The 12,930-nt window shown below is 68.6% G+C and carries 12 protein-coding genes; 7 read left to right on the top strand and 5 right to left on the bottom strand.

Translation table 11 applies throughout. The features are described from left to right. Positions 1-3: 3 nt before the first annotated feature. Positions 4-879 (bottom strand): MaoC/PaaZ C-terminal domain-containing protein, encoded by an 876-nt coding sequence (locus OXI49_04565; GenBank protein MDE2689763.1) that lies wholly within the window; start codon positions 877-879, stop codon positions 4-6. A 22-nt stretch (positions 880-901) separates the two neighbouring features. Then, positions 902-1,522 carry a pesticin gene (locus OXI49_04570; protein MDE2689764.1) on the bottom strand — a complete coding sequence of 207 codons (621 nt, stop codon included), beginning with the start codon at positions 1,520-1,522 and terminating at the stop codon, positions 902-904. A 209-nt stretch (positions 1,523-1,731) separates the two neighbouring features. Between OXI49_04570 and OXI49_04575 the strand changes: the two genes are divergently transcribed. The 6 genes from OXI49_04575 to OXI49_04600 are packed head-to-tail and all read left to right on the top strand — an operon-like array spanning position 1,732 to position 7,436. Then, positions 1,732-2,067: a hypothetical protein gene (locus OXI49_04575; GenBank protein MDE2689765.1), complete on the top strand. Its 336-nt coding sequence runs from the start codon at positions 1,732-1,734 to the stop codon at positions 2,065-2,067. 9 nt (positions 2,068-2,076) lie between these two features. Next, positions 2,077-2,466, top strand: coding sequence for a hypothetical protein (locus OXI49_04580; GenBank protein ID MDE2689766.1), 390 nt, complete (start codon positions 2,077-2,079; stop codon positions 2,464-2,466). Then, entirely contained in the window at positions 2,463-3,590 is a 1,128-nt protein-coding gene (locus tag OXI49_04585) for an alpha/beta fold hydrolase (protein MDE2689767.1), read from the top strand. The genes OXI49_04580 and OXI49_04585 overlap by 4 nt, the downstream gene beginning before the upstream one ends. A gap of 16 nt (positions 3,591-3,606) precedes the next feature. Next, positions 3,607-4,248, top strand: a complete 642-nt coding sequence (locus OXI49_04590; protein MDE2689768.1) for a GNAT family N-acetyltransferase — start codon at positions 3,607-3,609, stop codon at positions 4,246-4,248. A gap of 54 nt (positions 4,249-4,302) precedes the next feature. Continuing rightward, positions 4,303-5,841 carry a long-chain fatty acid--CoA ligase gene (locus OXI49_04595; GenBank protein MDE2689769.1) on the top strand — a complete coding sequence of 513 codons (1,539 nt, stop codon included), beginning with the start codon at positions 4,303-4,305 and terminating at the stop codon, positions 5,839-5,841. Further along, on the top strand, positions 5,838-7,436 hold the full coding sequence (locus OXI49_04600; protein ID MDE2689770.1) for a BCCT family transporter: 1,599 nt from the start codon (positions 5,838-5,840) through the stop codon (positions 7,434-7,436). Before OXI49_04595 ends, OXI49_04600 begins: the two co-directional genes overlap by 4 nt. Before the next feature lie 19 nt (positions 7,437-7,455). Here the strand turns inward: OXI49_04600 and OXI49_04605 are convergent, their stop codons facing one another. Genes OXI49_04605 through OXI49_04615 form a run of 3 tightly spaced genes read right to left on the bottom strand, consistent with a single transcriptional unit; the run spans position 7,456 to position 11,006 of the window. Continuing rightward, on the bottom strand, positions 7,456-7,737 hold the full coding sequence (locus OXI49_04605) for a hypothetical protein (GenBank protein ID MDE2689771.1): 282 nt from the start codon (positions 7,735-7,737) through the stop codon (positions 7,456-7,458). A 3-nt stretch (positions 7,738-7,740) separates the two neighbouring features. Further along, positions 7,741-9,483 (bottom strand): ABC transporter substrate-binding protein, encoded by a 1,743-nt coding sequence (locus tag OXI49_04610; GenBank protein ID MDE2689772.1) that lies wholly within the window; start codon positions 9,481-9,483, stop codon positions 7,741-7,743. Further along, positions 9,474-11,006, bottom strand: a complete 1,533-nt coding sequence (locus OXI49_04615; GenBank protein MDE2689773.1) for an acetyl-CoA acetyltransferase — start codon at positions 11,004-11,006, stop codon at positions 9,474-9,476. The genes OXI49_04610 and OXI49_04615 overlap by 10 nt, the downstream gene beginning before the upstream one ends. Positions 11,007-11,139: 133 nt before the next feature. Between OXI49_04615 and OXI49_04620 the strand changes: the two genes are divergently transcribed. Next, positions 11,140-12,927 carry an AAA family ATPase gene (locus OXI49_04620; protein MDE2689774.1) on the top strand — a complete coding sequence of 596 codons (1,788 nt, stop codon included), beginning with the start codon at positions 11,140-11,142 and terminating at the stop codon, positions 12,925-12,927. Positions 12,928-12,930: the final 3 nt, after the last annotated feature.

Genomic DNA, 12,930 nt, shown 5'->3' on the forward strand with positions numbered 1-12,930 from the left:
ACTCTACGCGACGACCGCGACGCCCTGGCTTACCGCCTCCTTGCCCCCCGCGTTGAGGACCCGGAAGGCGACCTGGAGCGCGCCGTCTTCGGCCTCGCCGGCGGGAGCGTGCTCGACCGCGACCGAGGTGCCCGGAATGACCATCGCGCTGAATCGGCCATGGAGACGCCTGAGCCGCCGGGGGTCGCCGCCGCCGTAGGCGCGCAGCACCTCGCGGCCGGCAAGAGCCCAAGTGGCCGTGCCGTGGAGGATGATGTCGGGCAGGCCCGCGGCCAGCGCCACCTCGCGCTCCGTGTGGATCGGATTCCAGATCCGGGCGCATTCCGTGTAGACGTGGGGCATCTCCCGCGGCACGAAGATCTCGCTCCGGCTCCGGCCGTTTCCAGCCAGGCTCAACCTGGGCGGCTCGGGGGAAGGTTCCGTTTCGGTGTTCGGGCCGGTGGTGTCGACGCCGCGGAAGATCGAACGCGACCAGGAGGTGGTGACCGGCCGGCCGGCCCCGTCGACGGTGTCGAGGCGGGTAGTCAGCAGCACCCCGGCGCGCGTGCTCCGGATGCCGACGTAGCGGCCGCGGGTGGTCAGCGAGTCGCCGGGGCGGATCGGACGGTGGAAGTGGGAGTCCTGGCTGGCGTGGACGCCGCGCCGCAACTCCTGCGGCTCGCCGCCCAGTAGCTCCGACCCTCGGCCGCGGCTGACGACGGGCCATTCGAGGGACACGCAGTACGGCGGCGGCGCCGCGACGCCGCCGTTTCGGGCGTCGTCGAACACGGCGTCGCAGGTGTCGCCGATGCCGGCCGCGTAAGCGAGCACGTCGCGGACGGTAATCTCGATCGTCGAGGGCGTGAGTTCGCTGCCGGCGGCGGCGGTCGACAGGGGCATCGCGTCGCGCGTCCGGGGCCGGTCAGTCGGAGGTGTCCGCGAGGCGGCGTTCGAGATCCTGGAGCCGACTCTTCAGGTCATCGAGTTCGGCGCGGGTGGCGCTGCCGCCGTCCTCGCGCGTGGATACGGCCGTTGGTGGAGGAGCCGGCGGCTCCTGAGCCTTGCCGCTTCGGTCGGCGCCGCCGCCTCTGCCGAACACTCCTTCCATCTGCCGCGTCATCTGCGTGTGCATCTCCTCGGCCATGGCGCGAGGGTCCCAGAGGCGCATCCAGGACGGGTCCGGCGCGAACGGGCTTCGCTGCATCGTTTCGCGGACCCGTTCGTAGACCTCGCCGGCGCTCTTCAGGTACCACTGGAAGAAGTCCCGGCCCGCCTGGTCCCGCGCCCGCACCAGGTCGCGGAGGAACTCGAGCGGCGGTCCGTGCTCGGGATCCTTCGCGCCGTCGACGATGATCTGGGTCAGGACGTGGCGGGTGACGTCCTCTCCCGTCTTCGAGTCGACGACCTGGATGTCCCGGCCGCCGCGGACGAGTTCGGCGACGCCGTCGAGGTTCACGTAGCGGCTGCTGTGCGTGTCGTACAGCCGACGGTTCTCGTACTTCTTGATGACGATCGGCGCGAGCGACTTGCGGGAAGTGTTCATGTCACGGGTGTGGGTCGAGCCGCTAGGAGTCGGTCATGCGGAGGGGGGTTGACACGGTGCAGCATATTGTGCAGCATTCTTGCTGCATTGCACAAGACGGGCGCTGTCGAATGAAGCGACCGTCACCGTTGCAACCGTCGAAACAGGCTTGTAAGCCAAGACCATGTGGGCCATCCGGGCAACGGATCGTACCACTCAGGAGACCCTAGATGACGACCAGCACAACCACCGCGACGAAGAGCCCGAGCCAGGCCTGGCGCGGCTCGTTGATCGATGCCAACCGGCAGGCGCTCGACTTCCAGAAGCGCGTGTTCGACACCAGCTTCGACATGGTGGCTTCCATGCAGGAGCGCCGCGAAGAGACGATCACCAAGTGGACCGAGAACTCCGAGCGGCTTCCGGCCGAGGCCAAGAGCCTGGTCCAGGAGTGGGTCCGGTTGTTCCAGGACGGTCGCAGTTCCTACCGCTCCGCGGTCGACGCGAGTTTCGGCCTGGCGAACAGCTACCTCGACTCGCTCACCGCGCAGGCGGAGGAGTCGGCGTAGGCTAGTCCGATGGCCGACGATCGCCCACCCCCGCAGCCGCCTCCCGACCCCTTCGCCGCCTGGCGTGAGTGGGTCACCCAGTCCGAACACCAGATGAACAAGGTGTTCAACGACATGATGGGCACGGAGCAGTTTGCCCGCGCTTCGGGCGGCTGGATCGAGGCGATGACCATGTTCCAGCAGACGATGAACGAGGGCGCGCAGCGCTACTTCCAGGCGGTCAACCTGCCCACGCGCAACGATCTCAGCGAACTCGCGGAGCGCCTGACCGCTGTCGAGGAGAGGCTGTTGCGCATCGAGGGGCTGCTCGCCCAGGCCATCGGCCGGAAAGGCGACGCGAGCCCGGCGCCCCGGCCGGCCCGCACCCGCCGCCCGCCGTCGGAGCAGAAGACCGAATGACGACGACGTCCGCCGGCCCTGCGGCCCGCAGCGCAACGCCCGTACTGGACGCGACCGCCGGGGTCGCGGAGAGTGTGCGGCGCGAAATGGAGCGCACATTCCGGCGGAGCGTCAAGGGCCTCGAGTACATCTCGACCGGCGACCCGGGGGTAGGCCTGACGCCGAAGGACACGGTCCACAGCCGGGGCACGCTCCGCCTGTACCACTACCGGGCGCGGGTGGACGAGGTGTACCGGACGCCGCTCCTGCTGGTCATGTCCCTGATCAGCAAGCCCTACATCCTCGACCTGGCGCCGGGCCACAGCCTGATCGAGTTTCTGCTCGACCGCGGCTTCGACGTCTACATGATCGACTGGGGCACGCCCCGGCCGGAGGACAGCCGCCTGCGGCTCGAGGACTACGTGCTCGACTTCATTCCCGAGTGCGTGGAGGTCGTCCACGAGCGGAGCGGCGAACCCGACGTGTCGATCGTCGCCTACTGCATGGGCGGGCTCCTGGGCGCGCTCTACGCGGCGCTTCATTCCGACGTGGCGTCCGGCGGGCGGCTGCGCAATCTGGCCTGCTTCACGACGCCGGTCAACTACGACGGAATGGGACTGTTCAGGACCTGGACGGACCCGGCCCACTTCGATGTCGACCGGATCGTCGACCGGCTGGGCAACGTCCCGCCGCAGATGCTCTACGCTTCCTTCAACGCCCTGCGGCCGGCGTCACAGGTCGCGGGCCGGGTGCGTCTCTGGGACAACATGTGGAACGACGAGTTCGTGACCTCGTACCGCCGACTCCAGCGCTGGGCCGCCGACCAGATCCCGTTCCCGGGTGAGTGCTTCCGTCAGACGACGAAAGAGCTCCAGCAGCAGAACCTGCTGATGAAGGGCGAGTTCCGGCTCGGCGGCAGGCTCGTTGACCTGTCGAACATCAAGGTCCCCTTCATCCACGTCGTCGCGGAGCACGACCACATCGTGCCGTACGAGGCGGCCCGAGACCTGGTCGGAATGGTCGGCTCCGAGGACAAGCAGGAGCTCATGCTGAAGGGCGGCCACGTCAGCCTCGTCGCCGGGGGGAACGCGGTGCGCCGCCTGTGGCCGCGCCTCGAGGAGTGGCTGGCCGAGCGTTCGGTCTGAGGGGGAAGAACGGGATATGGCAGACGAGAAGAACCGCGTCGAAGAGAACCGCCCGCTGTCGATGGCGCCCGTCGACCGTGTCGCCCGGCGGCTGAACGCCCGTGAGCTGACGGTACGGCCGATGGACGCGGACGATCGCACAGCCGTCCTCGCCTTCGCCGACGGTCTTCCGGACCACGATCTCCTGTTCCTGCGCCGCGACATCCGCGAGGCCGACGTGGTCGACCAGTGGATCGGCGAGATCGAGTCGGGCCAGATGACAACGTTGCTCGCCCTGGCGGACGCCGAGCTGATCGGCTACGCCTCGATCGACCGCAGCCAGTTGCAGTGGTCCTCCCACGTCGCCGAGATTCGGGTCGTGATCTCCGAGTCGGCGCGCGCCATGGGCCTCGGCCGGCTGCTCGTCGAGCAGGCGTTCCAGGCGGCTGTCGCGGCCGGCATCGAGAAGGTCGTGGCGCGGATGACGGCGGACCAGAAGGGCGCCGTCGCTGCCTTCGAGGGACTCGGCTTTCGCCCCGAGGGGCTGATGCGGAATCACGTCCGCGACCTGTCCGGCGAGAAGCACGACCTGCTCGTCATGGGGCTCGACATCGTCGCTCTGCACGGGACGCTGGAAGGCTACGGTCTCGACGAGGCAGTGGCCGCCACCGTCGATTAGACCGGTCGCGCTACGATCCGGCCGGATCGCTGAACGCCCGAGGAGAAGGAGCCCATGCGAGACAACGTCGGACTCATCCTGACCAAGCGCGCCTCCCTGTCGCCGGATATGGAGGGTTTCGTCGACGTCGAAACGGAGCGCCGTTTCACGTTCGCCGAGTGGAACCTGCGCTCGAACCGGACCGCCAACGCGCTCCGCGAACTCGGTGTCGGCAAAGGCGACCGCGTGGCGCTGTTGCTGATGAACAGCGTGGAGTACATGGAGACGTTCTTCGCGATCGCCAAGATCGGCGCCGTTTGCGTGCCGCTGAACTGGCGGCTGACGCCCGAGGAACTGTCCTTCATCATCCGCGACGCCGGCGCCGAGACGCTCATCTTCGGCGACGAGTTCCAGGCCCAGGTGCTGGACCTGATCGCGCGCGGCGGCGGCGAGAACGGCACGGACGTCACGAAGTGGGTCCACGTCGGTCCGGACGAGCAGCGGCCCGACGGCTGTGTCTCGTACCTGGACGCCACGTCGGCGGCGAGCGATGCCGAGCCCGAGATCGGGGCCCTGGACGACGACCTGCTCTACATCATGTACACCTCGGGAACGACCGGCCTGCCCAAAGGCGCCGTTCACACCCACGCGTCGGCGCTGTGGGCGGGCCTGACGATCATGGCCAGCGCCGACACCCGCTACGGCGACCGCTACCTCGTCTCGTTGCCCCTGTTCCACGTTGGCGCCCTGACCCCGGCCACCGGCAACGTCCACCGCGGCAGCACCAGCGTCGTGCTGCGCGCCTTCGACCCGGTGCGCACCTGGCAGTTGATCGACGAAGAGAAGATCGACGTGATGCTGAAGGTGCCTGCGATGCTCAACTTCATGCTCCAGGTCTACGATCCCGAGCGCTGCAGGCACGAGCGGCTCCGCTGGTGCATGAGCGGCGCGGCGCCGGTGCCGGTCAACCTGATCGAGGCCTACGACAAGCTGGGCATCGAGATCCACCAGGTCTACGGCCTGACCGAGACCTGCGGTCCGGCCTGCCTCATCTCGCCCGAGGACGCCATCCGCAAGGCCGGCTCGACCGGCAAGGCCTTCTTCCACACCTCCGTGCGCGTCGTCGATGGCGACGGCAACGACTGCGCTCCCGGCGATGCGGGAGAGGTCCTGGTCGCCGGCCGCCACCTGATGAAGGAGTACTGGAACCGCCCGGACGCCACCGCCGAGAGTCTCGTGGACGGCTGGTTCTACACCGGCGACGGCGCGGTGATGGACGAGGACGGTTTCGTCTACATCCAGGACCGGCTGAAGGACATGATCATCTCCGGCGGCGAGAACGTCTATCCCGCTGAGCTCGAAGAGGTCATCGGCCGCCACCCCAAGGTGCTCGAAGTCGGCGTCATCGGCCGCGAGAGCGAGAAGTGGGGCGAGTCCCCGGTCGCCATCGTCGTCCGCTCCGACGAGAACCTCGAAGGCGAAGAGATCCTCGAGTTCTGCCAGGACAAGCTGGCCCGCTTCAAGCAACCGGTCGCCGTCCACTTCATCGACCAGTTGCCGCGCAACCCGTCGGGGAAGATCCTGAAGCGCCTGCTGCGCGAACAGTTCAACTGAGTCGGCGCCGCCAGCTCCGCGTCGGGCAGGACAACATCACCCCGTTCGGGCTCGACATTCACCACCCGGTGTTCGTCGTCTCGGGTGCCGTGATCGTCCTGTTCGTTCTCGGCACGCTGGTCTTCCAGAACCAGGCCGCGCGGTTCTTCAGGTGGCTGCTCCCGGCGATCATCGGCGCCTTCGACTGGTTCTTCCTGTCGGCCGGCAACGTCTTCGTGTTCTTCGCCCTGCTGCTCGTGTTCCTGCCGGTCGGCAGGGTGCGGCTGGGTGGCCCGGACGCCAGGCCAGAGTTCTCGTACCCGGGCTGGTTCGGGATGCTGTTCGCCGCCGGCATGGGGATCGGCCTGATGTACTTCGGCGTTTCGGAACCGCTGTCCCACTTCGGCGCCGCCCTGGACGGGCCGGTGATGGACGGCGACGGCCTGCGCAGCGACGCCGCGCCGCTGGGAGGCGCCGCCGGTGACGCGCTGGCCGCGCGCGACCTCGCGATGGCGGCGACGATCTACCACTGGGGCCTGCATCCGTGGGCGATCTACGCCGTGGTCGCCCTGGCGCTGGCGTTCTTCGCCTACAACCACGGCCTGCCCCTGACCCTGCGCTCGGCGTTCTATCCGATTCTGGGCGACCGCGTGCGCGGCTGGTGGGGACATCTGATCGACGTCCTGGCTGTGTTTGCCACCCTGTTCGGCCTGGCGACGTCGCTTGGGCTGGGGACCACCCAGGCCCTGGCGGGGTTCAACCTGCTCTACGGCTGGGGTACGGGCGGTCTGGCCGCCGTGGTGCTGATCGGCGTCATCACGTTGCTCGCCGTCGTTTCGGTGGTACGCGGCCTGGACCGCGGCATCAAGGTGCTGTCGGGATTCAACATGACCCTTGCCCTTGCCCTGTTGCTCGCGGTCATCGTGATCGGCCCGACGGGTGAGATTCTGGTCACCGCCGCCAGGGGCGCGTTGGCCTATGGCGCGAACCTGGTGCCGCTGGCGGTGCCGTTCGGTCGTGAGGACACGGGCTTCTCGCATGACTGGACCACGTTCTACTGGGCCTGGTGGGTGTCCTGGTCGCCGTTCGTCGGCATGTTCATCGCCCGAGTGTCCCGCGGCCGGACCGTGCGCGAGTTCGTCGTGTGCGTGATTCTCATCCCGACCCTGCTGTCGATCGTCTGGATGGCGGCCTTCGGCGGCACGGCGATCTCCCAGACGATCGCGGACGGCACGGCGCCGGTGGCGTCGGCGGCCCAGGAGGTCATGCTCTTCCGGATGGTCGAGCAGTTCCCGCTCAGCGCGGTGCTGTCGCTCGCCGGCATCGTCCTCGTGCTCGTGTTCTTCGTCACTTCGTCCGACTCCGGCTCGCTCGTCGTCGACACGATCACCGCGGGCGGGAAGGAAGACGTGCCGACCAGCCAGCGTGTCTTCTGGGCCACGCTCGAAGGTGTCGTCGCCGCGGTCCTGCTCCTGGTCGGCGGCACCGGCGCGCTGGACGCCCTGCGGGCGATGACCGTCTCGACGGGCCTGCCGTTCACCCTGGTGCTGCTGGCCATGTGCTACAGCATCTGGGTCGGCCTGTGGGCCGCGGTGCGGGAGAGGAGCGGCGTCTGACGGCCGGCCCCAGCCCGTCTCAACGAACCCCTGAGACCGGGAACTCCTCCAGGAACCAGAACTCGCCTTCAAGTGCCCCGGCCTCTTCGCCGACCGCGGCGGCTTCAGGCGTTGCCATGTACGCCTCCGCCCTCGCCCGGTCCTCGACATCGAGGATGAAGAACACCTCGTCCGCCTTGTCGGCCGAACGCCACACTCGCTCGACGGACAGTCCGGCCGCCAGTCCGGCGGCCTCCTGCTCGTCGAAGACGCGCTTCCAGTGGTCGAAGTCCTTGACGCGGTTGCGCACCAGCAAGACCATCTCCTACTCCTCCCGCTCGACCCACCACGCCCGCGTACCGGGGACGAACGCGGTGACGCCCGCCGGCCCCAGTTCGACGCCGCGCATCCTCTTGCTGAAGCCCCAGGTGGTGCTGTAGTTCCACAGGAACAGGGCGGGCTGGTCGGCCTGGACGTGGGCCTGCAGTTCGCGCAGCAGTTCGGCGCGGCGGTCGCGGTCGAGTTCCATGCGGGAGCGGTCGAAGAGTTCGTCGACCTTGGGGTTGCTGTAGCTGTCGTAGTTGCGGCCGTTTTCGATCGCTTCGGTGTGGAAGAAGTTCCGCCAGATGTCCGGGTCGGCGAAGACCTGGTAGGTGTCGACGTGGGCGATCATCTCGTGCTGGATCAGCAGCGGCGAGCGGCTCGCGTTCTCCTGGATCTCGGTGTCGAAAGAGACGCCGATGCGGCGCAGGTCGTCGCGGTAGATGTCGACCATGCGGCGCGCGTCGACGAAGGACTGCGCCAGGTTCATCATGAAGTGGAAGCGGACCTGCTCGCCGTCGATCTCCTTGTAGCGCCAGCCATCGTCCGGGTTCGTCTTCCAGCCGGCCTCGTCCAACAGCGCGGCTGCCTTGTCGAGGTCGTACTCGAGCGGCTGGACGTCGGGGTTGTGGCTCCAGTGGGTGGGCGGGAACATGCCGTTGGAGCGGGTGTAGACGTTCCAGCTCACCTGCCGCAGCACGCGCTCGGCGTCGTAGGCGTGAGCCATCGCCCGCCGCACCCGGACATCGCCGAAGAAGTGGTTGTTGCCGCCCTGCTGCCAGCCGATGTACGCCTGCATCCAGCGCGGTCCCCAGGCCTTGACGCCGGCGGCGTGGAAGTCCTCGTCGTTGGTCTGGCTGCCGTGCTGCTGGACGGTCAGCCAGATGTCGTCGAGCTGTCCCTTGCGGAACTGGAGCAGGGCGGCGTTGCGGTCGCTGTGGGTAGTGATGGCCTGGCGGCGGATCGGCGGCTTGTCGTGGTGGTAGTCCTCCCAGCGTTCGACGACCACGCGGTCGGCGTGGATCCACTCGACGAAGCGGAACGGCCCGTTGCCGATGCCGAGTTCCCGCAGGTAGCGGTTGTAGTAGGGGCTGGTGCGCAGGGTCGGATCGGCCGCGCGCTCCTCGGGGTTGTTCAGGATGTGGGCGGGGACGATGGGGAAGTAGAGGTTGTCGATGCGGAGCGCCGAGACCTGGCGGTGGACGACGTCGAAGGTGATGTCGTCGATGATGCGGATCTCCTCGATCTCGGCCGCCTTGTACTTGTAGTCGACCGCCGGCACGTTGTCGTCGGCGATCGCCTCCAGGGAAAAGCGGACGTCTTCGGAGGTGACCGGCGCGCCGTCGTGCCAGCGCATGCCGGCGTGAAGCTTGATGCGGTGGACGAGGCCGCCCTCCAGCTCCTCGACCTCGTCCACCATCGCCGGGTTCCACTCCGCGGTCAGGTCCGGAGCGCGGTGAGCGATCGGATCGAACAGCAGGCGGTAGAGGAAGCCGTCGGTCCAGGCGCGGATGAACAGGGGATTGAGCGAGGTCGGCTGGTCGAGCGAGTAGCGGTTGATCGTCGCCTCGGTGTCGGCCCGCTCCGGGTCGAACGGCGCGAACAGCGAATCCGGGTTGGTGATCGGATCGGCGCCCGGGTCGTAGTCGAACATCGCGCTTCGGGCCGGTGCGGCGGGGTGGCCCAGGCAGCCCGTCACCAGCAGGGCGGCGAGGCCGGCCGTGGCGAGGCGAATGATCATCGGCATTCGGCGGCGCCGCCGCCGTCGAGTTGGACTGGTCGGCCGCAGAACTCCTGCGCGCACATGTCGCGCAGCGTGTCCCGATCTTCGACGTTGGCCCAGCTCCTCCGGCCGTCCGGCAGGCGGCAGGCCAGGTGGGCGACGGTGGGTTCGAAGCTCGGAGCTTCGCGCTCGCCGTAGGTCGAACGGTACGAGGTCGACTTCGCGCTGCCGCCGCCGAACATGACCGCGTAGGACTCGATCTCGGCGGGACCTGAGTAGTTGGCCACGGCCTCGCGCTTCGGCAGCGCGTGGACTTCCGCGGTCAGGTCCTCGTGGCGGTAGGGCGTGGCCGGCTCGTCCGTGGAGTAAACGCCGAAGGAGTGCTTGGTCAGCATGCCGCCGTTCGCGGTCACCAGGGCCCGGCCGCCGTCCGTCTCCCGCAGCAACTCCGCGGTCCGCGCGATCGAGTGCATCACGTAGCTGTTGAGCGGCCCGCCGCCGAACGTCAGGCCGCCGGTGACGGAGAGCGGACGCTCGAGGTCGAGGTCGAGTTCCCGGGCCGCGACCTGCACGGCGCTGGGGAAGCAACTGTAGAGATCGATGAAGTCGAGGTCCGCGACCTCGACCCCGCCGAGTTCCAGGGCCCGCTGTCCGGCCAGCTGGATCGCCGGCGAGGAATGGAGGTTGTCGCGCTCAGAGACGAAGTAGTGGTCGACGGCGTCCGTGCCGCTCAGGGGGAAGACCATCTTCGACTCCGGCACGCCGAGCGACCGCGCGAGATTGAGCGAACAGAGGACGACCGCCGCCGCCATGTCGACCCGCATGTTCGCGTTCATCAGCTTCGTGTAGGGGTAGGTCACGGCGCGGTTGGCCGGCGACACCGTGCCGATGTCGCCGGCGGTCAGTGGCTTCCTGATCCAGGCGTTCGGGTTGCCCTGCGCCACCCGGTTGAAGCCTGCCCAGAGCTCGGCGATGCGGGCGCGGTGCTTCTCCACGGTTTCGCCGTTCCGGCGCCGCAGCGCGATCTCGAACAGGGAGTAGTACTGAACCGCCTGCTGGATGCCGCGGTCCATCTCCATCTCGTGCCGGGTCCAGCGGGTGTCGCCGTAGCTGGCGTCCGGGAGCTTCACCGGATCGTCGTCCTCGAGCCAGTCGAGTTCCAGTCCCGCTTTCGCGGCCCGGCCCATCGTCCTGCCGCATTCGGCCGAACAGAGCACGATCGCTTCGCGTCGGCCGCTCTGGATGTCGAGTGCGCTCTCGTTGACCACCGCCTGCACCTGGTTGCCGCTGACCACCGACAGGCCGGTTTCGGCGCCGGGCATGTCCAGCGCTTCGGCAACCATGAGCGCGGGGTTTCGGTAGCCCCAGACGCCCTTCATCGCGCGCACCGAGTCGATCCGCTGTCGCAGGTCGCCCGCTCCCGCATCCTCGAGGGCGTTGTCCACGGCTTCGACCATCAACTTGATCGGTGGCCGGGCCTCGGCCGGATCGTCGACACGTTGGAGCACCTGGGAGAGGCCGATCAGTACGGGTGTGCGTTGGCTCATCGTGTGCTTGCCCTTGGGCTGGTCAGGCGCTGTCGAGTCGGGAACCGCGAGCGGCGAGTGTAGCTTGCCCGGCCTCACCGGAGGCCGCCGGGGGCTGCGCTAACGTAGCCGGGTCTCCTCACCGACCCGCCGCATGCTCAACAAGCTCACGATCCGCAACTTCAAGCGCTTCGAGGAGGTCGAGATCGAGCTGGCCAGCGCGGTGGTGCTGATCGGCCCGAACAACTCGGGCAAGACCTCGGCGATGCAGGCGCTGGCGCTGTGGGACATCGGCCTGCGGCGGTGGCTGGAGCGGCGGTCGGGCGGCAGCGCGCCGGAGAAGCGGCCGGGGGTGACGGTCAACCGCCGCGACCTGGTGGCGATACCCGTTCCCAACGCCAACCTCCTGTGGCGGGATCTGCACACGCGCCACGTCCACACCGTCGACGGCCGGCAGCGGACCGACAACGTCTGCATCGACGTGGTCGTCGAGGGCACGAGTTCCGGGCCGCCGGCCGACGGCGACCCGGAGCAGGACGCTGCCGAGGCCGGAGGGGCTGGTGTAGCCGGGCGTGCCTGGAAGTGCGGGCTCGAGTTCGACTACGCGAACCAGGAGTCCTTCTACTGCCGGCCGTTGCGGCTCGAACGGGGCCCGTCGCCGCCGCGGATGCCGGTGCCGGAGGAGGCCATGGCAGTGAAGGTCGCCTACCTGCCGCCGATGTCGGGCATGGCGTCGGCGGAAACGCGCCTCGACCCGGGGTCGATCAACGTCCGGATCGGCGAGGGCCGCACGGCCGAAGTGCTGCGCAACCTCTGCTTCCGGATCCATGGCGAGAGCCCGGACGTCTGGGCCGACCTGAAGGAACGGATCGACCGGCTGTTCGGCGTCGAACTGGACGAGCCGCTCTACGTCGAGGAGCGCGGCGAGATCACGATGCGTTACCGGGAACGGGGCATCTGGCTCGACCTCTCCTCCAGCGGCCGGGGGCTCCAGCAGACTCTGCTCATCCTCGCCTACCTGTACTCGAACCCCGGCGCGATCCTGCTTCTCGACGAGCCGGACGCCCACCTGGAGATTCTCCGCCAGCGGGAGATCTACGCGCTCGTCCGTGAACTCGCGACCGAGAACGGCAGCCAGATCGTGGCCGCCAGCCACTCCGAGGTGCTGCTCGCGGAAGCGGCCGGGACGGACACGGTGATCGCCTTCGTGGGCAAGCCGCACCGGATCGACGACGGCGGCAGCCAGGTCGCCAAGGCGCTGTCGCGGATCGGCTTCAACCAGTACCTCCAGGCGGAACTGGTCGGTTGGGTGCTCTATCTCGAGGGGTCGACGGACCTCTCGATCCTCAAGGCCTTCGCCCGGCGTCTTGGTCACGAAGCCGCCGCGACGGCGCTCGAGCGACCCTTCGTGCAGTACGTCGGCGACCGGCTCTCGAGCGCCGAACTCCACTTCCACGGTCTGCGCGAAGCCTGCCCGGGCCTTCGCGGCATCGCGCTGCTCGACAAGCTGCCGGAGAAGGTGGGCGCGGATGACGGGCTGGAGCGGCAGGCCTGGCGCAAGCGGGAGATCGAGAACTACCTGTGCTCGCGGACGGCCCTCGAGGGTTGGGCCGCCGACAGCGCCCGGCGAGAGGCGTCCGGCCCGCTGTTCGAGGAGGCCGAGGCCGAGCGCCGCGTCGAGGCGATGCGGGCTTCGATCGCGGAGGTCGAGGGAGCCTCGGCGGAGAGCGGTGGGCCGTCGCCGTGGGACGACGGAGCGAAGGCCAGCGCGGACCTCATGGCGCCGCTGTTCGAGGTCTACGCCCGCCGGCTCGGTCAGGCGAACCTGATGTCGAAGGCGAACTTCCACCGGCTGGCCGAGTTCGTGCCGGAAGACGAGATCGATCCGGAAGTCGTGGAGAAGCTGGACGCCATCGCGCGCGTCGCGGCGGCCGGCTCGTGAAGG

The organism is Acidobacteriota bacterium (assembly GCA_028875725.1).
Classification (GTDB): domain Bacteria; phylum Acidobacteriota; class Thermoanaerobaculia; order Multivoradales; family Multivoraceae; genus Multivorans.